Source organism: Saccharothrix sp. CB00851, assembly GCF_001905065.1.
GTDB lineage: Bacteria > Actinomycetota > Actinomycetes > Mycobacteriales > Pseudonocardiaceae > Actinosynnema.
On record NZ_LWLC01000023.1, the window covers coordinates 52,757 to 74,838 of the forward strand.

Genomic DNA, 22,082 nt, shown 5'->3' on the forward strand with positions numbered 1-22,082 from the left:
CGAAGCATGTCCGAAACCACCGCCGGCGCACCGGCCATCACCCGACGGGCCCGGCCGGGAGCGCTGGTCGCCACCGACCCCGACTGGGCGCCGCGCGGCCTGCCCGCCCTGGTCCGTGCCACCGTGCCCGACCTCGACCTCGCGCAGTGGGTCGCGGGCAACAAGGCCGCGCTCGACGCGCTCGCCCGGACGGCGGGCGCGGTGCTGCTGCGCGACTTCGCCGTCACGGGCCCGGACGACTTCCGGTCGGTGATGTCCGCGCTGTCGGACCAGGTGCTCGACTACGGCGAGCGGTCGTCGCCGCGCAGCGAGGTGGTGGAAGGGGTCTACACCTCCACCGACCACCCCGCGGACCAGCCGATCGTGCTGCACAACGAGCAGTCGTACACGCTGAACTGGCCGCTGCGGATCGTGTTCTTCTGCCAGACCGCGCCGGACGAGGGCGGCCGCACACCGCTGGCGGACAGCAGGCGCGTGCTGGCCCGGCTGCGGCCGGAGACCGTGGCGCGGTTCGAAGACCTCGGCGTGCGGTACGTGCGCAACTACCAGCCGGGCCTGAGCCTGCCGTGGCAGGAGGTGTTCGGCACCGAGAGCCGCGCGGACGTGGAGGAGTACTGCCTGCGTCGCCGCATCGGGTTCGAGTGGATCGGGGCGCACGGCCTGCGCACCAGCCAGGTGCGGCCCGCCGTGCACACCCATCCGGTCACCGGCGAGCGGACCTGGTTCAACCACGCGCTGTTCTTCCACGTGACGTCGTTGCCGCCGGAGGTGAGCGCCGGGCTGCGGGAGGCGTTGCCGCCGGAGGAACTGCCCTACAACACCTACTACGGCGACGGCAGCCCGATCACCGACGACGTGCTGGCCGAGCTGCGGGCCGCGTACGAGGCGGAGACCACCGGGTTCGACTGGCGGCGCGGTGACGTGCTCGTGGTGGAGAACATGCTCGCCGCGCACGGCCGCGACCCGTTCCGCGGCGACCGCCGCATCCTCGCCGCCATGGCGGATCCCTCGGGGCAGGACCCGTTCGGGTCGGGTGAGTCCGCGTGAGCCCGCAGACCGCTCCGGGCCCTCAACGGCGGGCCAGGACCGGGTCCCGCGCACCCGTCGACCTCGTGCGCCGCGTCCCGCTCAGCGACGAGCCGTTCGTGCTCCGCGTCGAGGCCGCCGTGCCCGACCTCGACCTCGTCACCTGGTTGTCCGAGCACCGTGACGGCGTGCTCGCCGACCTCGACCGCTACGGCGCCGTGCTGCTGCGCGGGTTCGCGGTGGACGGACCGGCGGGCTTCGGCGCGGCGGCCCGCGCGCTCACGCCCCACCTGCTGGACTACCTGGAACGCGCCGCGCCGCGCACCGAGGTCGCCGACAAGGTGTTCACGTCCACCGAGTTCAGCGCCGACCAGTGGATCCCGCTGCACCACGAGATGTCCTACGCGCACAACTGGCCGGGACGGCTGTACTTCTACTGCGACGTGCCCGCGGCCGAGGGCGGCGCCACGCCGCTGGCCAGCGAGCGGTACGTGTACCCGCGCATCCCGGCCGAGGTCCGGGAACGCTTCGAGCGGCACGGCGTCCGCTACGTCCGCAACTACGGCCCGGACCTCGACCTGCCGTGGCAGGAGGTCTTCCAGACCACCGACCGCGCCGAGGTGGAGGCGTACTGCCGGGCGTCGGGCATGGCGTTCGAGTGGTTCCCGGGCGGCGCGCTGCGCACCAGCTCGGTGCGGCAGGCCGTGTCACGGCACCCCCGCACCGGTGAGGTGGTGTGGTTCAACCACGCCCACCTGTTCCACGTGTCGAACCTGCCGGACGAGGTGCGCGCGGCGCTGGTCGGCGAGTTCGGCTTCGAAGGACTGCCGCGCAACGCCTACTACGGCGACGGCGAACCCATCCCGGACGACGTGGTGGGGCTCGTCCGCGACCTTTACCGCTCTTCGGCGATCAGCTTCGCGTGGCAGCGCGACGACGTGCTGGTCGTGGACAACTTCCTCGCCACCCACGGACGCGCGCCGTTCCGCGGTGACCGGCGGGTGCTGGTGGCGATGTCGGACCTACACACGGACGGCGGCCTGTGACCAACCTCGACGCATACCGGCTGCTCCCGGCGCAACGCCGCACGTGGAGCCGTACGCACGACGCACGATCGACCACGGTGACGGTCCGCCTGGCCGCCGCACCGGACCCGGCCCGGCTGCGGGCCGCGGTGGACGCGCTCACCGACCGGCACGAGGCACTGCGCCTGCGACTCGAACCCCGGCCGGGTGTGCGGGTCCCGTTGCAGGTCGTGGACCCGGACCTGCGGGTCGGGTCGGCACTGGGCGACCCGGTCACCGGCCCGTTGGTCGCCGTCACGGCCTACGACACCGAACTCGTGGTGTCGGCGTCCGAACTGGTCGCCGACGCCGAGTCGGTGCGGCTCCTGCTGCTCGAACTCGACGCCGTCCACGCGGGGCGACCGCTGCCGGACGACGACGACCGCCTGCAGTTCCTGGACGTCTCCGAGTGGCGGCTGGACCAGGGCGAGACTCTGCCGCCGGTGGCCGCACGGCCGTTCGCCGTTCCGCTGTCGAACGGCGGTCCCGGCGTGCGGCGGGAGGTTGCGCGCGTGGCGTCCGCGGACGAGTTGTTCGCGGCGTGGGCGTTGGCGTTGGGCCGGTACGTGGACGAGCAGGGCCTGCCGGTCGCCTGGTACAGCGCCGGACGTGCGGCGGCGGGCACGGCCGACGTGGTGGGGCCGTTGGAGTGCGCGGTGCCCGTCGTGGTCGACCGGGGCTGGACGGCCGACGACGCCGTGGCCGCGCTGCGGGAGGCCGAGCGCACGTTGCCGGTCGCCCCGCCCGCGGACGACCTGACCGTGGGCTTCAGCGTCACCCGGGCGGTGGAGCCCGCCGAGCTGGCCGGGTTGGGCGCGGTCGCCGTGACGGTGCGGACGCCCGTTCCGGAGCACCCGCTGCACCTGCACGCCGAGATCCGGGCCGACGAAGTGCGGCTCACGCTGTCGTTCGACGGCCTGAGCTGCGACGAGACCACCGCCGCGTGGCTGCTCGACGCCGTGGCCACCCGACTGGACGGCGGGAACGCGCTGGGCGAGGCGGAACTGGCGCGGCTCGTGGCGTGGGCGGGCACCGAACCCGCACCGGCGCCCTCCACCCTGACCGCGCTGCTCGACGCCGGGATCCGCAACAGGGACGGCGAGGCGGTGCGCGCCGAGGACGGCGTCCTCACGTTCGCCGAGCTGGACGCCCTGGCGACCACGATCGCGGCCCGCCTGCACGCGCGGGAGGTCGGCCCGGGCGACCGGGTGGCGGTCCTGGCAGAACGGTCCTGGCGCACGGTGGCGGCGTTCGTCGGCATCCTCCGGGCCGGCGCGGTGTACGTGCCGCTGGACCCGGCGGCACCCCGGCGCCGCACCGCACAGCTGGTCGAGGCGGTCGGGCCGCGGCTGGTCCTGACGACCGGACCGGTGCCGGAGCTGTCCGTGCCGGTCGAGGAGATCCCGGCGGTACCCGACCCCGGCGCGTCGGTCGACACGTCCGGCATCGTGCCCGACCAGGACGCCTACGTGATCTTCACGTCCGGCTCCACCGGCGTGCCGCGGCCCGTGGTGGTCGAGCACCGCGCCGCCGCGAGCCTCACCCTGGCGTTGGCGGACACCGTGTACGGCGCCGAGCCCGGACCGCTGCGGGTCGCCGTCAACGCACCCTTCACCTTCGACGCCTCCGTCAAGCAGCTCGTCCAGCTCGCGCACGGCCACACCCTGCACGTGCTCGCCGACGACCTCCGCCAGGACCCGCGTGCCCTGCTCGACCACCTGGCCGCGGCACGGGTCGACGTGCTGGACTGCACGCCCTCGCACCTGCGCCTGCTGCTCTCGGCAGGCGCACCGCTGCCGCGCCTGCTCCTGGTGGGCGGCGAGGCCGTCGACCAGGACCTGTGGGACCACCTGGCCGCACTGCCGGGTACGCGGTCGGTCGACGTCTACGGACCCACCGAGTGCACCGTGGACACCACCGCCGCCGAGATCACCGCGTCCCGCGCGCCGACCATCGGCCGGCCGCTGCCGGGCGCGCGGGTGTGGGTGCTGGACGAGCACCTGCGGCCCGTCCCCGTCGGCGTGCCGGGTGAGCTGTGCGTCTCGGGCGACCGGCTCGCCCGCGGTTACCTCGGTGACCCGGTGGCCACCGCCGAGCGGTTCGTCACCACCACACTGCCCGACGGCACGGTCGACCGCGTCTACCGCACCGGCGACCGGGTCGCGTTCGGACCCGACGGCGCCCTGTCCTACCTGGGCCGGTTGGACGACCAGCTCAAGGTCAACGGCATCCGGGTCGAGCCGGGCGAGGTCGCCGGCACCCTCGCGGCGCACCCCGGCGTGCGGCGCGCCGTGGTGACCGGGCGGGACGACGACGGCCACGGCACCCGCCTGGTCGCCTACGTCCAGCCGGTCGCCGCCGCGCACCTCGACCTCGACCGGGTCGACGGCGTCAACCCGCACGAGACCCGGTACCTCTACGACGAGATCTTCCGGCAACGCGCGTACCTGCGCGGCGGGGTGGTGCTGCGCGACCGCGCCGTGGTGTTCGACGTCGGCGCGAACATCGGCATGTTCTCGCTGTTCGCGCACGCCGAGTGCGACACCGCGACGGTGTACGCGTTCGAGCCGCTGCCCGCCGTGCACGCCAAGCTCACCGCGAACCTGGCCGCGCACGACGTGCCCGCGCACGTGTTCGGGTTCGGCCTGTCCGACACCGAGCAGGACGTCGCCTTCACCTTCTACCCCGGCTACTCGGTCATGTCCGGCCGAGCGGACTACGCCGACGCCGGAGCCGAGGTCGAGCTGATCAAGCGGTACCTGACCAACGAACGCGGCACCGACAGCGCCGAACTGCTCGCGCGCGCCGACGAGATCCTCGCCGACCGGTTCGCCGGCGCCACCGAGGTCTGCCGACTGCGCAGGCTGTCCGACGTGATCGACGAGCTGGGCGTGCCGGTGATCGACCTGCTCAAGGTCGACGTGCAGCGCGCCGAGCTGGACGTCCTGCGCGGCCTGGACGAACGGCACTGGCCGGTGGTCCGGCAGATCGCCGCCGAGGTGCACGACGGCGTCGGCACGGAGACCGAGGGCCGGGTGGAGGACGTGGTCGGCCTGCTGGAGGACCGCGGGTTCGACGTCGTGGTGGAGCAGGACGCGGTGCTGGCCGGCACCGACCGGTTCATGCTCTACGCCGTGCGCCCCGAGTACGCGCACGACCCGCGGCCGGTCGTCGGCGCCGGCCCGGTCGGCGCGGTGGCCGAGGACGAGCTGCGCGACTGGCTCGCCGAACGGCTGCCGGCGTACCTGGTGCCGTCCGCCGTGGTCGTGCTGGACGAGTTCCCGCTCACCGACCGCGGCAAGGTGGACCGGGCGGCGTTGCCCGCGCCGTCCGCCGACCGCGGCTCCGGCGACCACGAGCCGCCCGCGGACGACGTCGAAGAGGCCTTGGTCGAGATCTGGCAGGACGTGCTCGGAGTCGCGCCGGTCGGCGTGACCGACAACTTCTTCCAGCTCGGCGGCGACTCGATCCGCACGATCCGGGTCCAGGCCGCGGCCGCCCGGCGCGGGCTGGCGTTCCCGCTGCAGAGCATGTTCACCCACCAGACGATCCGCGACCTGGCGCGTAGCGGGGTCACCGGCACCGTCGCCGAGCCGCCCGGCGGGCGGTTCACCCTGCTCGGCGAGGCCGACCGGCGGCTGATGCCCGCCGACGTCGAGGACGCGTACCCGATCACGGTGCTGCAACAGGGAATGCTGTACCACAGCACGCTGACGGGCCGTGCCGCGAACTACCACAACGTCACGACCTACCGCGTGACCGCGCCGCTGGACCCAGACGCGCTGCGGAGCGCGCTCACCGACACGGTGGCCGCGCACCCGATCCTGCGCACCGGGTTCCACCTCGGCCGCTACTCCGAGCCGCTGCAACTGGTCCACCGGGACGTGCCGGTGCCGCTGGTCGTGGAAGACCTGCGCGAGCTGGACCCGGTGGCGCGGCGCGCGCGGATCGCCGCGGTGGTGCGGGACGAGGTGGAGACGCCGTTCGACTTCGCCGTGCCGCCGCTGGTGCGGTTCCGGGCGTTCGGCGTCGACCGGGAGTCGTTCGAGCTGCTGGTGTCGGAGTACCACGCCGTGCTGGACGGTTGGAGCCTCGCCCTGGTGCTGGAAGAGATCGCCAACCGCTACGAACGGCTGCTGCACGGCGAGCCCGAACCGCCGCCGACCCGGTCGATGATGCCGTTCCGCCGGTTCGTGGAGGTGGAACGCGCCGCCCGAACCGACAGCGCCGGTCGCGCGTTCTGGCAGGGACAGCTGGCCGGTGCGGCGCCGTTGCTGATCGGCGCGGCGGGCGGGCAGCCGCCCCGCACCGACCGGGTGCTGCACCAGCCGTTGCCCGCCGACCTGCCGGGCCGGCTGGAACGCGTGGGCGCGGAGTTCGCGGTGCCGCTGAAAGCGCTGCTGCTCGCGGTGCACGTGCGGGCGGTGGCCGAGCAGACCGGTCGCGACGACGTCATCACCGGCCTGGTCACCAGCACCCGGACGGGCGAGGACGGCGGCGACCGCACGCTCGGGCTGTTCCTCAACACGCTGCCGCTGCGGCTGGCGGTGGGTGAAGACCCGCCTGGCACGCTCGCCCAACGGGCCTGGCGGGCGGAGCAGCAGCTGATGGGCCACCACCTGGTGCCGTTGGCGGACATCGAGCGCGCCGCGGGCCGGGGACGGCTGTTCGACGCGTTCTTCAACTTCACCCGGTTCGACAAGCCCGACCCGGGTCGACGGCGCGTCCGGCTCGAACCGGGCACCACCATCCCGGTCGACGTCGGGTTCGCCCTCGCGGTGGACTTCGAGGTCGACCCGCGGGACAACGGCCTGCGGCTGAGCCTCACCTACGCCGGGGAAGCGTTGCGGGACGGCGGGATCGCCGAGCTCGCGGCCCGGTACACGTGGCTGCTGGACCGCCTGTGCGCCGAGCCGGACGTGCCGCTGCCCGCCGTGGCGACCGCCGCGGCGGACGTGATCACCGAGTGGGAGGACCGGCTGACCGCCCTGTGGGGCGAGGTGCTCGGCCACCGGCCGCGGTCCCGGGACGCGGACTTCTTCGAGGCGGGTGGAGATTCGCTGTCGGCCCTGCGGTTGGTGTCGGCCCTGCGGGAGCGGCACGACGTGCCGGTGGACCTCCCGTCGTTCACCAGGGAACCCCGGTTCGACGCCCTGCTCGCCCGGTGCGCCGGTGGGTGACCCGCGGTGGCTCGTCGGACGGGCGGACCGGCGTGCCGCCCGCGTGCGGCTGGTGTGCCTGCCGCCCGCGGGCGGGAACGCCGGCACGTTCACCGGGCTGACCTCCGGCCTGCCGGCGTGGATCGACGTCCTCGCCGTGCGGCTGCCCGGACGTCGGGAACGCTCCGGTGAACCGCCCGTCCGGCGGCTCGGCCAACTGCTGCCGCCACTGGCGGCGGAACTGACCGCGCACACCGGGCCGCCGTTGGTGCTGCTCGGCGACAGCCTCGGCGCGACGGTGGCGTTCGAGCTGGTCCGGAGGCTGGAACGACAGGCTCGCGTACCGCCCGCACGGTTGATCGTCTCCTCCGCGCGGGCGCCGCACGTGGCGGGGCGGCTGCCCGCCTACTCGGCCATGTCGGACGAGCGGTTCGTCGCCGAGCTGGCCGCGCTCGGCGCCTTGCCCGACGAGACCGTCGACCACCCGGAGCTGCTGCCCGCCGTGCTGCCGGCGTTCCGGGCGGACTTCGAGCTGGGCGAGACCTACCGGTACCGGCCGGGACCGCCGATCCGGTGCCCGATCGACGCGGTGACCGGCGCGGACGACGTCCACGTGCCGTCCCACCTCGCGTCCGCGTGGGGGGAGCTGACCTCGGGCGGGTTCACCGCGACGGTCGTGCCCGGCGGCCACGACATGCTTCGCCGTCGTCCCGACGGGCTGCGTGCGGCGGTGGTGCGCGGCTGCGCGGATGCAGCGGGCGTGCCGGCCTGAGCCGTCCACCCGATCGGGCGATTACGACGCTGTGCAGTGGATCTTGCCCGAAGGGTGGGCGAGGATGTGCCCGACACGAGCGACGTGTCGCTCCCCGAGGCGGCCTGACGCCCTGGCACGAACGGCAAAGCCCACCATGACCTCTGTTGCGAGCAAGCTGCTGCCCGCGTCCACCGGCGGCACGGACGTCGTCCCGTTCGGCCCGATCGTCGACGACGTGGTGCCCGTGGCCGACCCGGGAGCCGGGCGCGGCCCGCGGTGGCTGGACGAGTGGCTCGACGCGAACCTCGCGCTGGTGATGTCGTGGCGGCGCACCCTGCACGCCAACCCAGAGCTGATGCGCCGCGAGTTCCGCACCACGGCGACGATCGTGCAGATCCTGCGCTCCCTCGGCTTGGCGCCACGCGTGCTGCCGATCGAGACCGGCGTGATCTGCGAGGTCGGCAGCGGGCCGCGGGTCGTCGCCCTGCGGGCCGACATCGACGCGCTGGCCGTGCCGGAGACCACGGGTGAGTCGTGGGCCTCGCGCGTGCCGGGCATCTCGCACGCGTGCGGCCACGACGTGCACACCGCGATCCTGCTCGGCGCGGCAGCGGCGCTGGCGTCCGCGCCGGCACTGCCGGGCCGGGTGCGGCTGCTGTTCCAGCCCGCGGAGGAGGAGCCCGGTGGTGCGCACGACGTGATCGCGGCGGGCGGGGCCGAGGGCGTCGAGCGGATCTTCGGCCTGCACTGCGACCCGAAGGTGCTCGTCGGCCGGATCGGGACCAGGGTCGGACCGGTCACGTCGGCGTGCGACATGCTCGAACTGCGGGTGCGCGCGTCCGGGACGGGCAGGCGCAACGAGCTGAGCTCCGACGTCGTGCACGCGCTCGGCGTGGTGGCGACCGGCCTGCCCGCGATGCTGGCGCGACGCGTCGACCCCCGGTCCGGGACCGTGCTGGCGTGGGGCCTGATGGACGCGCCGGAAACGCCCTACGGCACACCGCGCGAAGGCGTGCTGCGCGGCACGCTGCGCACCGGCGACCCGGTGGTGAACGGCCAACTGCCCGCGCTGGTGGAGGAGATCGTCGGCTCGCTGCTGCGCCCGACGGGCGTGCGCTTCGAACTCGACCACGTCCGAGCCGTCCCCGTGGTGGACAACGACCCGGAGAGCACCGCGCTTCTCCAGCAGGCGATCACCACCGCGCTGGGACCGCAGGCCGTCACGTCGACCACCCAGTCCAGCGGCGGCGAGGACTTCGGCTGGTACCTGGAGCACGTGCCAGGTTCGTATGCGCGACTGGGCATCTGGTCGGGCGAGGGGCCGCAGGGCGACCTGCACCAGCCGACTTTCCACGCCGACGAACGCGCCCTGCCGGTCGGGGTGCGCACCATGGTGCACGCGGCCCTGGCCTCGCTGGGGGTCGGCTGAGCGCAGCACCTCGAGACCGAACGGTGTGCGTCGAACGCGCCCCCGACACCCCATCGGACCCGCAACCCGGCAGAAGCCCACAAACGCGGCCACAACGGACCGGAACCCAACCGCAGAAGGCCCGATTTTACATGGGGTTCGGGTGCTTTAGGCTGGTCGAAGCCGGCAGGCCCGGCGGGACGCTTTTCCCCGCCGGGCCTGCCGGCTTTGGCCTGCCTGGAGTACCCGTAAGGGGCCCCATGTCAAATCGAGCCTGCCCCAACCACCGAGCCGACTTTCCAACCTCACCAAGGGGACGTGTGGCGGCCCCCTCCGGTCCCATTGTCGAGGTAGTCCTTGAACTGCACCGTGACCGCGTGCGCGTCCGACGGCCAGTTCGGCACCGCGATCGTGCGGGTCCGACCCTCGCTGCCGCGCGCGGTCTGGGTGACGCGAATCGTGCCGCCGCCATCGGCCTGGGCGGGCAGGTAGGCGTCGACCCCGGTCAGGAACGGCAGCGTGGCGAACGGCGGCAAGGCGACCCCCGGCGTGGACACCCGGTCGCAGTTGTCGTCGAACACGAACGCGGCGAGGACCTGGCGCAGCTTCGCGGACACGGCCGGTTCGAGGACGTTGACGCCGTTGACCTCCAACTTGTCGCTGTCGGGCTGGTCCGACCACCACTCGCGGTTGCGGATCACGGTGAGCGCGCTGTGCGTCGGGCAGCGGTCGACGTTGTCGGTGATGCCACCGGGGCGCGACACCTGCAACCGCACGAACCGGTCGCTGCGCTCGAACGGCTCGAAGTAGGAGTGGTAGGGCAGCTGTCCGTCGCGCAGCACCACCAGCTCGTAGTGCTTGCGGCCGTTGACGGGCAGCGGGCCGAACGCGCCGTCCGCGCCGGTCCGGACGCTGTACCGGGGTGCGGTGCCGAGCCGCGCGCCGGTGCCGCTGTCGACCTCCCAGACCTGCACCACGCCCTCGACGCCGGTGTTCTGCGGGTAGTACGTCGCCCGGCCCGCGATCCGGACCAGCGCGGGCAGTTCGGGCACCACCTGGGTGGTGAACGCGGGCCTGCCCCGCAGGAACCGGTACATGTGCGCGAAACCTTCGGCCGACGTGGTCGTCTCGGTGTGGCCGAGGGTGGTGAGGTGGACGTTCGTCGCACCGCCGATGGAGCCGTTGGGCTGCAGGCTGCCCCACAGCGCCAACGTCGGCACGCCGCCCGGTGGGGTGGCGCTGGACCGTCCGTCGACGTTGACGTACTTCCGCACCGCCCTGGCCCGTTCGGGCACGGACAGGTAGGTGTGCATGACCGTCGTGCCGCGCGAGTGCGCGATCACGTCCACCTTGGCGGCCCGGGTGCGGGCCCGGACGGTGGCGATGAACGCTTCGAGCCCGGCGATGGCGTGGTCGTTGGTCGGGATGCTCGTGTCGTACTCGTAGGCGTGCAGGAGCGCGTCGGGGTAGCCGTTGCCGGAGAACCGCTTGGCGTTGGACTGCCACTGCTGCGCCGAGCCCTGCTGGCCGTGGACGAAGATGATCGGGGTCGGCACGTCGGCGCTGGCGGGCACGGGCGTGACGGTCGGGAGTGTCGTGGCGAGGGCGGCGATCAGTGCCACCACGGGGATCCTCATCGCGTGCCTCCGACGGCGTCGGCCAGGTTCTGCCGGGCGTCGGCGGGCTGCAGGTAGCCGGCGTGCACGTTCGCGACGTCGGCGGTCACCACCCGGTGCACGTAGTCGCCGCGTTCGGGGTAGAGGCGGGCCAACGTGGCGGCGTCGAAGGGCACGTGCGTGCCGAACAGGCGGCAGAACGTCTCACCGGAGTTGTCGCCGGTGTTCAACGCCCGTGGTGCGGCCAGCTGCGACAGCCGGATGCCGCCGAGGGCGAGGCCGAGCGCGTCGCGCTTCTTGGTGACGCCATCCGGTTCGAACTCCAACGGCCGGGCGGTCGGTGGCGGCGTGCCGCGCTCGACCCACCGGCGCAGGTGGTCGTACGAGGCGGCGGTGACGTGGTGCATCGGGATCCGGCTGAACGCGGGCCGGTCGCAGTCGTACTGGGGCGCGCCGCCGAGGTCGCGTTCGGAGATCGGCGCGCGGTAGGCCTGGCCCTCGTAACCGGAGTGCGCCGTCCCCGCGACCTCCCAGCGGCGGAAGCGGTCGGTGTCGGCCGGGCGTTGCGCGGACCGGACGTCGGTCTCGGACAGCACCTGGAAGACGGGTTCCACGCCGACGCGGGTCGGTGCGGTGCCGACGATGAAGCCGTACCCGTCGAACACCGGCCGCTGCTGCGGCAGGACCCGGTCGTACAGCACGGTCATCCGGGCCGCCGACTGCGAGGCGCCGATGGCCAGCAGCGTTCTGGTGCGCAGGCCGCCCATGACCGCGCCGGAGTCGATCGCCCGGCCCGCCTGGGTGTAGACGTCGTAGGACAGCTCGTCGGCGGTGAACCGGCCGGCGCCGGTGACGTCCAGCGTGCCGTAGCGGGCCGGGCTCCAGGTCTTGAGCTGGTCGACGCCGACCCGCTGCGCGGACACACCGACCCAGGCGTGGCCCGCGCGGGTGACGGACTCGGCGTTCCACAAGGCGTCCAGGTCGTAGCCGGCGGTGACGTTCTGCCACTCGACCAGCGTGGTGCCGGTGAACTTCCAGGCGTGCGCGGGGCGGCGGACGATGACGCGGGTGGTGTAGGGGACGGCCGTGGCGACCTTCGTGCCGTCGAGGGCGAAGGCGTCGGCCGTGCCGGAGAGGTGGAACTCCTGTTCGACGTAGCCGGCGGCGGCGAGGTCGTCCGGGGTGGAGAAGAACGGGTAGGTGTCCTCGATCCGGTCGGCCAGGCGGTCGCCGGGGACGGTGCCGGGGAGGGGGCCGACGACGCGGGGGACGGGGGCGGGTGCGTCGGAGGCGGAGGCGGAGGCGGGGATGGTGGTGGGGACGAGTAGGCCGAGGGCGGCTGCGGCCAAGGTGAGGCGGCGCCAGGGGAAAGGGGACATACCGGCTCCCACAGCGATGGGGGATGGGGATCATCGCCGACCGTAGCCGGCTGTGTGCGGCGTGCACCAGCACGCGGGGAGATCGTGAGACTGCTGTCGCAGTGGTGGTGGGGTGTTGTGTTTGGGGGACGGGCTCGGTGGTTGGGTTCGGCTCGATTTGACATGGGGCCCCTTACGGGTACTCCAGGCAGGCCAAAGCCGGGCAGGCCTGGCGGATAAAGCGCCCGCCAAGCCTGCCCGGCTTCGACCAGCCTAAAGCACCCGAACCCCAGGTAAAATCGGGCCTTTGCGGTTCTGCTGCGGGTCCGATGGGGTGTCGCTCGATTGGGCGGTAGATGCAACCTTTGACAACCTAAATCGCATTTCTCACGTTAGCCGGAGAAAACGGCCGGCCCGGCGGCGGACAGGCGTGGGCAAGGGTGGGCAGGGGAGTGGAAATGCGGTGCGAAGGGTGGGCAGGGGAGTGGAAATGCGGTGCGGGGGGCGTGGGTGGTGTCAGCGGTGTTGGAGGAGGACTGTGCGGGCGGCTGTCTCGGCCAGGGCGGGGTCCAGTGGGGCGCCGGTGAGCAGTTCGGCGTAGAGGGCGGACTCGACGATGCGCACGTAGAGGAACGCCACCTGGTCCAGGGTCGCCGTGGACCACGGTCCGCCGTCGACTTCGAGCAGGATCTCCTTCTGCGCCGACACGGCCCGTCGGTGGAGGCCTCCCGACGCGTTGAACAGGACCCGGGTCGCCGTGTCGGGCTCGCTGCGCAGGAACGCTCGGAACGGGTCGGCGGCGCGCAACTCCGCCACGAACCGCCGCGTCACCTCGAGGACGCCCTCGACGCCGCCGTTCGTCCGCTCCTGCCGGGCACGGGCCAGTAGTCGGTCGGCGAGGACCCACAGCACGTCGGCGAGCAGTCCGTCCCGGCTGTGCACGACGCGGTACAGGGTGGCCCGGCTGATGGCGAGGCTCGTCGCCAACGCGTCCATGTCGACCCGGCCGTGCCGCAGGAAGAACCGGCAGGCGCCGCGCAGCACCTGGTCCTGGCTCACCACCCGCCGCGTGCCGGTCGACCCCACCGCTCGCCCTCGCTTCCGCCGGCGCGCCCGTCCGGCACCTTCGCATCATCGCGGCCCGGCCCGGCGGTCCGCGAGACCCGGATCGGTGTGTGCGCCACGTCACGCACGCTGGGGCGTTCGAGGGCTCGGTGGCTGCGGAGGTGGTGCTTCGCGCCCGAGCTGAAGGCTGGGTTGTCGGATGCGGCGTCCGGGAGTGGCCGGGGTTACTTCGTGGAGGCGGGTTCCTGGAAGAGCACGGCGGGGGCGTCGACGGCCGGGCGTGGTGGCGTTGCGGGTTGGGTGGGGGTCCACTCGGTGACGATCGGCTCCAGGTCGGGCGTGACGTCCTCGACCGCGGTCTCCACGGCTGGAGCGGTGGGGGGTGCGGCGAGTTGTTGCTGGACCTGGCCGATCCACATCAGCCACATGGCTTCGTCGCGGTGACCGCGGTACTCGGCCTTCAGGCCCGCCAGAGCGCCACGCACCCGTGCGGCGATCACGTTGTTCTCGCGCACGGCCGACCAGACGGCGCGCGCGGCGGCGTCGCGGGCCTTGACCAGGAGGCGGACCTGGTCGGTCAACTCCGGTGCGGGCAGGTTCGCCCACGCCGCTGCGATTCTCTGTGCCTTGGTCACGGTGCCATCCTTGTCGAGCGGACGGCCCGCGGTGGCCGTGACACGATGTTATCAACCTCTCGTTTTTCGAGGTCAGCCCCAGGGCACTCGGTGACGTTCAGACACCGCTCGGATACGTCTCGGGTTCGAACGCGTCCACCCGGCGGGTGTGCAGCGGCCGCAGCGCGGTGGTCTGGTCGAACCACAGGAACGCGTCGTAGCGCTCGCCGACGACGGTCGACACGTAGTTGCCCCACCGCTCCCGTTCCGGGTGGTAGACGACGCCGATGGCGCGGTGCGGGAGCGTCGCGGTGAGCAGGTCCGGCCGGTCGTCGCGCGGGAAGACGAACAGCGCCTCGTCGGGCGCGGTCCGGTGCAGGACGTCCTCCAGCGAACCGGGCCGGGCCGGCGGCACCGGCATCGCCTGCGTCCCCGCACCCCAGGCCTCACCGGCGATGACAGTGCCGCGATGGGTGCCGAACCCCACCAGCACGACCTGCGCGGGACCGAAGCGCTCGCGGGCGAGCTGCCCGAGGTTGACCAGGCCCGAGACGGCCATGTCGGTGGCCCGGGCGTCACCGATGTGGGTGTTGTGCGCCCACACGACCGCCTTCGACCCCGGCCCGTGGTGGTCGAGCAGCCGGTCGAGGGTGGCGTCCATGTGCCGGTCGCGGACGTTCCACGACGACTGCCCGCCGACCAGGGCGCGATAGTAGCGCTCGGCGCCGGCGACGACCTCGGCGTTCTGCCAGGCGCCGAACCGGCCGGTCCCGTCGGCCGCCGCCCGGTGCCGCAGCCTCACCAGCAGGTCGACCACCTCGTTCTCGCAGCCCGCGGGCACGAACCGGGTCGAGATCGCGTACTCCTGCGGGTCCTCGCCGTGCGGCTCGAAGCACCGGTAGGCGGCCAGCGCCGTCGGCACCTCGCCAGGGTCGTGCTCGCGCAGGTGGGTCAGGATCTCGCGCAGCGATTCCCACAGCGAGTAGACGTCGAGCCCGTGGAACGCCACCCGCTCCTCCTCCGGCAGGCCCGCGTTGTGGCCGCGCAGCCACCGGCAGAAGTCCACGACCTCCTCGTTCGCCCACATCCACGTCGGCCACCGGTCGAACGCGGCCAGTGCGGCCCGCGGGTCCCCGGGCGCGTCCGGCAGGCGGCGCACGGCCCGGTCGACCCGGTCGCACGCGGGCCAGTCGCCCTCCACGGCCACGAACGAGAAGCCCTCCTCGGTGATCAGCCTCCTGGTCAGCTCCGCACGCCACCGGTAGAACTCGTGCGTGCCGTGACTGGCCTCGCCCAGCATCACGACCCGCGCGTCGCCCACGCGGTCCAGCAGCACGTCGAAGTCGCCCGCGTCGCGCAACGGCACGGCCAGCGCCGCGACCTCGTCCCCGTAGCGGTTCATGGCTCCCTCCGCACCGTCGGCCTACCCCTCGTCCGGTGCGGCAAACCGCTCGGCGATCGCAAGGCAGTCGTCAGGTTGTCGTCGGGTGCGCGCGGCCCGTCCGGTGGGACGCTGGTCGGCGTGACGGCCGGCCACGACACGGTTGTCCTGGTCGTCCAGGACGGTGACGCGACCTCGCCCGACGAGGTCGCCCGGTGGCTGCGCGAGCACCTCGAAGGCTGGGGCGCGTTCGACGTGCTGCTGATCGGTCTCGTGGTCGGCGAGTTGTACGACAACGCCCGGCGGCACGGTTCGCCGCCGTACGTGCTCGAACTCGTGCTGGACCGGTGGCGCGAGGCGCTGGTGGTCAGCGTGCGGGACCGCGCCGTCCGCCGGTCCGTGCCGTGGGCGTCCTCGGCGGGGTTGCTCCTGGTCGCCGGGCTGACCGAGCGCTGGGGCGTGCTGACCCAGGCGGACTTCACCACGGTGTGGGCCGAACTGGTCTTCGCGGTCTGACGCCGCCCGATCGAGACGCATAGGACGCCACCCGATCGGGAAAACAGGCACGGTGGAACTCCTCGGCATCGACCCCGTGCGCGCCGCGGGCGGCCTCGCCAAAGGGCTGGTCGGACTCGCCCTCGCCCCGCTGGAGCAGACCGCCGTGCTGCGCCGCGACCGGCGGAAGGTGTGGTCGTGCCCGGGACGCCTGCACATCGAGGCGCACGGCGTGCACGGCCCGCGCGGCAAGCGGGTGGCCGGGCGGATCGAACGCGCCCTGGAGTCGCACCCCGGCGTGCGCTGGGCGCGGGTCAACGCGCCGTCCGCCCGGGTGATCGTCGCCGTCGAGGACCCGCCGCCGGCCACGGCCGAGCTGGTCGCGCTGGTGCGCCGGGCCGAGGCCGAGCCCGCCACCGAGGACGAGCGCCTGGTCGAGGACGAGCTGCACCACCCGGCAGACGGGCTCAAGGGCACCCGGTTGCTGCCCACGCTCGCCGCGGACGCCGCCGGCTTGGCGCTGGCCGCCATCACGAAGATCGCGCCGTGGGCGCCGATCCCGGGCGAGCTGGGCGCGCTGATCGCCGCCGTCGACCTGCACCCCAAGCTGCGCGAACTGGCCGCCGGGCGGCTCCAGGGCCGGGAACGCGCCGACACCGCCACCTCGGTCGCCGCCGCACTCGTGCACGGCCTGGCGTCCCGCAGTGAGAGCACGTTGTTGGACGTCGCCCAACGCGTGCAGCAGTGGCGTGAGGTCAGGGCGCACGAGCGCGCGTGGTGCGCCGCCGAGGGAGACCTGATCGACGGCCCGGACGACGCCGAGGCCGAGCCGATCGTGGTCGAACGGCCGCGCCCGTTCCCCGAGGGGCCCGCCGACCGCTACGCGCGGCGGGCGTTGGCGGCGGGTGCGGCGGCGACCGCGGCGGCGATCCCGTTCACCGGGTTGCGCCGGGCCGCCGCGCTGGGCGTGGCGAGCCTGCCGAAGGCGCCGTCGGCGGGCCAGGCCGCGTTCGCCGCACAGCTGGGCCGCGTGCTGGCGACCCGGAACGCGCTGGTGATGGAACGGTCGGTGCTGCGCCGCCTGGACGTGGTGGACGTGCTGGTGCTGGACGAGACCGCGCTGGGTTCGCGGCGGTCGGTGCTCACCGACCTGGTGCCGCTGCCGGACACCGGGCAGGCGACCTCCGGGCCGGCGGACACGGCCGAGCGGGCGTTCGCCCTGTTCGACCCCGAGGACCCGACGGCCGTGCGCCGCGACGGCGACTGGGCGATCGGCCCGATCGACCGCCTCGACCCGCAGGGGCGCCGGGGCACGCGTGAACAGCGCAAGCTGGTCGGTCACGCCGGGGTGCTCGGCCTGGCCGAGGGCCGCAGGCTGCGGGCCGTGCTGGCGGTCGACGTCGAGACGCCGCCCGCGGTGGACGCGATCGCGTCGGCGGCCCGGGAGGCCGGGCTGCGCGTGGTCGTCGCCACGGACCGCGACCACCCTCCGGTCCGGTTCGCGGATCGCGTCGTGCCGTCCGGAACCGGCCTGGTCGGCGCGGTGCGCGAACTCCAGGGCGACGGGCACGTGGTGCTGCTCGTGTCCGACAACCGCCGTGCGCTCGGCGCCGCGGACTGCGGCGTGGGCGTGCACCGGGACGGTGGGCCGCCGCCGTGGGGCGCGCACGTCGTCGTCCGGGACCTGGACTCGGCCGTGGTGCTGGTGGAGGCGGTGCCCGCGGCGCGGCGCGTCACCCGGGACTCGATCATGCTCGCCCAGGCCGCGAGCGGTATCGGCGCGGTGAGCGCGTTGAGCACGCACGGTCCCGCACCCGCCCGGAACGCGGCACGCGCGGTCGACGGCGCGTCGGCCATCGCGTTCGTGGACGGCGTGTGGCGGGCGAAACGGCTGCCCGGCAGCCGTGCCGCGGTCGCGCCGGCCACCACGCAGCCGTGGCACCTGATGCCGGCGGCCACCGTGCTGGACCGGCTCGGCTCCGGCCGTGACGGGCTGCCCGAACACGAGGCGCAACGCAGGCAGCGCACGTCGGGCGGCAGGCAGGCCGTCGGCACGAGCCTGGGCAGCGCGTTCCTCACCGAGCTGGCCAACCCGCTGACGCCGGTGCTGGCGGGTGGGGCGGCGGTGTCGGCGGCCGTGGGTTCCCCGGTCGACGCGGCGCTGGTGGCCGGGGTGGTGGGCGTGTCGGCGCTGCTCGGCAGCGTGCAGCAGGTCGTCACGGACCGGGCGCTGGCCACGCTGCTCGGCCGTTCGGCGGTGCGCGCGATCGTGGTCCGCGAGGGCCGGGACCGCCAGGTGACGGCGGAGGAGCTGGTGCCGGGCGACGTGGTGCGGCTGGCCGCCGGTGACGTGGTGCCCGCCGACTGCCGCCTGCTCGACGGCGACGGGCTTGAGGTGGACGAGTCGTCGGTCACCGGCGAGTCCCTGCCGGTGACGAAGGACCCGGCCCCGGTGATCGCCGCGGACCTGGCCGACCGGTCGTCCCTGCTCTACGAGGGCACCACGATCGCCGCCGGTGAGGCGCTGGCCGTGGTCGTCGCGACCGGTGACGCCACGGAGGTGGGCCGGAGCATGGCCGCGGCCCGCCGGAACGCGCCCACCACGGGCGTGGAGGCGCGCCTGGCCGACCTGACCCGCAAGACGTTGCCCGTGGCGCTCGGCTCGGCGGCGGCCGTCACCGGCGCGGGGCTGCTGCGGGGCGTGCCGCTGCGGGAGAGCATGGGCGCGGCGGTGAACCTGGCCGTCGCCTCGGTGCCCGAAGGGCTGCCGTTCCTGGTCAACGCCGCCCAGTTGGCCGCGGCACGGCGGCTGGCCGAGCACGGTGCGCTGGTGCGCAACCCGCGCACCATCGAGGCGTTGGGCCGGGTCGACGTGCTGTGCTTCGACAAGACCGGCACGCTGACCGAGGGCAGGCTGACCGTGGGCCGGGTGGACAACGGCCGCCGCGGCGCCGACCTCGACGGGCTGAACGACGAGCTGCGCCGCGTCATGGCCGCCGCCGTCCGCGCCACGCCGCCCGCCGACGACCCGGACGACCTCGCGCACCAGACCGACCGGGCGGTGCTGGCAGGGGCACGACGGGTGCGCGTCGGCCCCACGACCGGTGCGCGCGGCTGGACGCTGGTCGAGGCGCTGCCGTTCGAGCCGTCGCGCGGTTACCACGCCACCCTCGGCAAGGTCGGGAAACGGCTGGTGCTGAGCGTGAAGGGCGCGCCGGAGACGGTGTTGCCGCGCTGCGACACCGACCCGCGCGACCTGCGCCGGCTGGAACAGCGGGTGGAGCGGCTGGCCGGCAGCGGTCACCGGGTGCTGGCCGTCGCCGAGCGCACCGGCTTCGAGGGCGACGCGGTGACCGACGACGACGTGCGGGGACTGACCCTGCTGGGTTTCGTCGCGCTGGCCGACCCCGTGCGCGACGGCGCGCCACCGGCCGCGGCGAAGCTGCGCGAGGCCGGTGTGCGGATCGTGATGATCACCGGCGACCACCCGGCCACCGGTGAGGCGATCGCCAGCGAGGTCAGCGGCGACGACGACATGACCGTGGTGACCGGGTCACGGCTCGACGAGCTGGACGACGACGAGCTGGACGCCCTGCTGCCGACGGTGGACGTGATCGCCCGCTGCACGCCGGCGCAGAAGGTCCGGATCATCGAGACCTACCAGCGGCTCGGCCGGGTCGTCGCGATGACCGGCGACGGCGCGAACGACGCACCGGCGATCCGGCTCGCCGACGTCGGCATCGCGCTGGGCAGGCGCGGCACACCGGCCGCCCGCGCCGCCGCGGACCTCGTGGTCACCGACGACAAGCTGGACACCATCATCGCGGCGCTGGTGGAAGGCCGGGCGATGTGGGCGTCGGTGCGGGAGGCGCTGGCGATCCTGCTCGGCGGCAACCTCGGCGAGATCGCGTTCACCGTGCTCGGTTCGGCGGTCACGGGCCGGTCGCCGCTGACCGCGCGGCAACTGCTGCTGGTGAACCTGCTGACCGACCTCGCGCCCGCGTTGGCCATCGCGCTGAGCAGGCCCGCCCGCGAGTCGGTCCCCGACCTGCTGAGCGAGGGACCGACCTCGTCGCTGGGCGCCGCGTTGAGCCGGGACATCACCGCCCGCGCGATCACCACCTCGCTCGGCGCCACGGCGGCGTGGACGGCGGCCCGCCTCACCGGCCGCTCGCGCCGGGCGGGCACGGTGGCGCTGGCCGCGCTGGTCGGCACCCAGCTCGGCCAGACCCTGGTCACCGGCGGGCTGGACCGGTCGGTGCTGGCCGCGAGCCTCGGCTCGGCCGCCGCGCTCGGCGCGGTGATCCAGACACCCGGGGTGAGCCAGTTCTTCGGCTGCACGCCGCTGGGCCCGATCGGCTGGGGCATCGCGCTGTCCAGCGCCACCGCCGCGAACGTCCTCGGCCTGGTGCTGAACCCGCTGGTCACTCGACGTGCTGGGTGACGGTGCCGCGCACGAAGTGCCGCTGTGCCACCAGGAACAGCAGCACCATCGGCACGGTCGCGATGGCGCTCGCGGCCAGCACCAGCTCCCACTGCTCCTCGCCGCCCTCGCCGAACCGGTCCAGCACCGCCTTCAGCCCGCGCGGCAACGTGTACAGCTGCGGGTCGCGCAGGTAGATCAACGGCTTGACCAGGTCCGTCCACGCCGCCTTCAGCTCGAACACGAACACCACGACCAGCCCGGGTTTCGCCAGTGGCAGCGCCATCGAGGTGAACAGCCGCCACGCGCTCGCGCCGTCCACCTTCGCCGCGTCGAACACCTCGCGCGGCAGGCCGAGGAAGAACTGCCGCAGCAGGAAGATGTAGAACGCGGAGCCGAACAGGTTCTGCGCCCACAGCGGGATCTGCGTGGTGGCCAGGCCCAGCGCGTGCCACTCCAGGTACACCGGCACCATGGTCACCGCCGCGGGCAGCATCATGGTCGCCAGCACCACGCCGAACAGCAGGTCACGGCTTGGGAACCGGAACATCGCGAAGCCGAACGCCACCAGCGCGCTCGCGACCGTCGCCGCCGCCGCGGCCGCCAGCCCCACCGCCACGCTGTTGCCGATCCACGTCAGCAGCGGCACCGCCTGCCACACCTCGACGTAGTTACCCGGCGAGAACGGCCGGGGCAGCAGCGCGTTGTCGAACACGTGCGCCCGGTCCTTCAGCGACGCGCTCACCAGCCACCAGAAGGGGTAGCCGAACGCCACCGTGACGACCAGCAGCGCCGCCCACACCCCGACGCGCTTCACGACCGGTCACCCTCGTAGTGCACGTACCGGCGCGACAACCGCACCTGCACGGCCGTGATGACCGCGATCACCGCGAACAGGCCCCACGCCAACGCCGACGCGTAGCCCATCCGCAGCGACCCGAACGCTTCCTGGAACAGGTGGATCACGTAGAACAGCGCGGCGTCGCCCTCGGCGGAGGCCTTGGCCCGCGCGCCGAAGAACATCGCGTACGCCTCGGTGAACACCTGCAACGACGCGATCGTGTTCACCACGACGGTGAAGTACACCGTGCCGCTGATGCCGGGCAGCGTCACGTGCCAGAACTGCCGCCACGGGCTCGCGCCGTCCAGCCGCGCCGCCTCGTACCGCTCGACCGGCACGCGGGTCAGCGCCGCCAGGTACAGCACCGCCGTGCTGCCGACCGTCCACAGGCCCATCACCACCAGCCCCGGTTTGATCCACGCCGGGTCGGTGGTCCAGTTCGGGCCCTGGAAGCCGAACCAGCCCAGGAACCCGTTCACCGCGCCGTGCTGCCCGTTGAGCAGCAGCAGGAACATGGCCGCCAACGCCACGGGCGGTGTCATCACCGGCAGGTAGAGGATGGTGCGGAAGAACCCGCTGCCGCGTCCGGCCCGGCGCAGCAGGCTCGCCAAGCCCAGCGCCAGCACGATCTGCGACGGCACGTGCAGCGCGGCGAAGAACACCGTGTTCCACAGCGCCGTGCCGACGCGTTCGTCGCCCAACGCCTCGCGGTAGTTCTCCAGGCCGACGAACGCGGGCGGCTTGAGCATGTCGTAGTGCGTCAGCGACAGCCACAGGCTGAACAGCATCGGCCCGGCGGTGAACGCCAGGAACCCGATCACCCACGGCAGCAGGAACAACCACCCCGCCCGCGCCTCACGTCCGCTGACCGTCACGGC

At 73.6% G+C, this 22,082-nt stretch carries 14 protein-coding genes; 7 read left to right on the plus strand and 7 right to left on the minus strand.

The genetic code is table 11. The features are described from left to right. Positions 1–6 precede the first annotated feature (6 nt). From A6A25_RS21740 to A6A25_RS21760, 5 genes are all read left to right on the plus strand, one after another. On the plus strand, positions 7–1,047 hold the full coding sequence (locus A6A25_RS21740; protein WP_083668539.1) for a TauD/TfdA family dioxygenase: 1,041 nt from the start codon (positions 7–9) through the stop codon (positions 1,045–1,047). Beyond that, on the plus strand, positions 1,044–2,072 hold the full coding sequence (locus A6A25_RS21745; RefSeq protein WP_073892780.1) for a TauD/TfdA family dioxygenase: 1,029 nt from the start codon (positions 1,044–1,046) through the stop codon (positions 2,070–2,072). Before A6A25_RS21740 ends, A6A25_RS21745 begins: the two co-directional genes overlap by 4 nt. Before the next feature lie 77 nt (positions 2,073–2,149). Beyond that, positions 2,150–7,270, plus strand: a complete 5,121-nt coding sequence (locus A6A25_RS21750) for a non-ribosomal peptide synthetase (protein WP_158073786.1) — start codon at positions 2,150–2,152, stop codon at positions 7,268–7,270. Next, on the plus strand, positions 7,263–8,021 hold the full coding sequence (locus A6A25_RS21755; protein ID WP_073892782.1) for a thioesterase II family protein: 759 nt from the start codon (positions 7,263–7,265) through the stop codon (positions 8,019–8,021). Before A6A25_RS21750 ends, A6A25_RS21755 begins: the two co-directional genes overlap by 8 nt. Before the next feature lie 136 nt (positions 8,022–8,157). Continuing rightward, a complete protein-coding gene (locus tag A6A25_RS21760; RefSeq protein ID WP_073892783.1) occupies positions 8,158–9,432 on the plus strand; it encodes an amidohydrolase in 1,275 nt (424 codons plus the stop codon). 284 nt (positions 9,433–9,716) lie between these two features. Here the strand turns inward: A6A25_RS21760 and A6A25_RS21765 are convergent, their stop codons facing one another. From A6A25_RS21765 to A6A25_RS21785, 5 genes are all read right to left on the minus strand, one after another. Beyond that, the gene (locus tag A6A25_RS21765) at positions 9,717–11,048 is read right to left on the minus strand and encodes an alpha/beta hydrolase (protein ID WP_073892784.1); all 1,332 of its coding nucleotides are present in this window, start codon (positions 11,046–11,048) and stop codon (positions 9,717–9,719) included. Beyond that, positions 11,045–12,406: an alpha/beta hydrolase domain-containing protein gene (locus tag A6A25_RS21770; protein ID WP_241828840.1), complete on the minus strand. Its 1,362-nt coding sequence runs from the start codon at positions 12,404–12,406 to the stop codon at positions 11,045–11,047. The genes A6A25_RS21765 and A6A25_RS21770 overlap by 4 nt, the downstream gene beginning before the upstream one ends. Positions 12,407–12,901: 495 nt before the next feature. Further along, positions 12,902–13,444 carry a QsdR family transcriptional regulator gene (locus A6A25_RS21775; RefSeq protein WP_241828841.1) on the minus strand — a complete coding sequence of 181 codons (543 nt, stop codon included), beginning with the start codon at positions 13,442–13,444 and terminating at the stop codon, positions 12,902–12,904. 230 nt (positions 13,445–13,674) lie between these two features. Then, positions 13,675–14,085 carry a hypothetical protein gene (locus tag A6A25_RS21780; RefSeq protein ID WP_073892786.1) on the minus strand — a complete coding sequence of 137 codons (411 nt, stop codon included), beginning with the start codon at positions 14,083–14,085 and terminating at the stop codon, positions 13,675–13,677. A 97-nt stretch (positions 14,086–14,182) separates the two neighbouring features. Then, a complete protein-coding gene (locus A6A25_RS21785; RefSeq protein WP_073892787.1) occupies positions 14,183–15,466 on the minus strand; it encodes an erythromycin esterase family protein in 1,284 nt (427 codons plus the stop codon). 120 nt (positions 15,467–15,586) lie between these two features. Here A6A25_RS21785 and A6A25_RS21790 point away from each other — a divergent pair, with 120 nt between their 5' ends. Both A6A25_RS21790 and A6A25_RS21795 read left to right on the plus strand, forming a co-directional pair. After that, the gene (locus A6A25_RS21790; RefSeq protein WP_143193326.1) at positions 15,587–15,961 is read left to right on the plus strand and encodes an ATP-binding protein; all 375 of its coding nucleotides are present in this window, start codon (positions 15,587–15,589) and stop codon (positions 15,959–15,961) included. Between the two features lie 52 nt (positions 15,962–16,013). Further along, positions 16,014–20,384 carry a cation-translocating P-type ATPase gene (locus A6A25_RS21795; protein WP_073892789.1) on the plus strand — a complete coding sequence of 1,457 codons (4,371 nt, stop codon included), beginning with the start codon at positions 16,014–16,016 and terminating at the stop codon, positions 20,382–20,384. On the opposite strand, the gene A6A25_RS21800 is transcribed toward A6A25_RS21795, so the two are convergent. Next, positions 20,365–21,180 (minus strand): carbohydrate ABC transporter permease, encoded by an 816-nt coding sequence (locus A6A25_RS21800; RefSeq protein ID WP_073892790.1) that lies wholly within the window; start codon positions 21,178–21,180, stop codon positions 20,365–20,367. The genes A6A25_RS21795 and A6A25_RS21800 overlap by 20 nt on opposite strands. Then, positions 21,177–22,079, minus strand: a complete 903-nt coding sequence (locus A6A25_RS21805) for a carbohydrate ABC transporter permease (RefSeq protein ID WP_073892791.1) — start codon at positions 22,077–22,079, stop codon at positions 21,177–21,179. The genes A6A25_RS21800 and A6A25_RS21805 overlap by 4 nt, the downstream gene beginning before the upstream one ends. Between the last annotated feature and the right edge of the window lie 3 nt (positions 22,080–22,082).

Bases quoted from the DNA above. Each gene is read 5' to 3' on its own strand.
- A6A25_RS21785 (WP_073892787.1), bottom strand. From the start codon at position 15,466: ATGAACCGCTACGGGGACGAGGTCGCGGCGCTGGCCGTGCCGTTGCGC.
- A6A25_RS21770 (WP_241828840.1), bottom strand. From the start codon at position 12,406: ATGTCCCCTTTCCCCTGGCGCCGCCTCACCTTGGCCGCAGCCGCCCTC.
- A6A25_RS21760 (WP_073892783.1), top strand. From the start codon at position 8,158: ATGACCTCTGTTGCGAGCAAGCTGCTGCCCGCGTCCACCGGCGGCACG.
- A6A25_RS21765 (WP_073892784.1), bottom strand. From the start codon at position 11,048: ATGAGGATCCCCGTGGTGGCACTGATCGCCGCCCTCGCCACGACACTC.
- A6A25_RS21740 (WP_083668539.1), top strand. From the start codon at position 7: ATGTCCGAAACCACCGCCGGCGCACCGGCCATCACCCGACGGGCCCGG.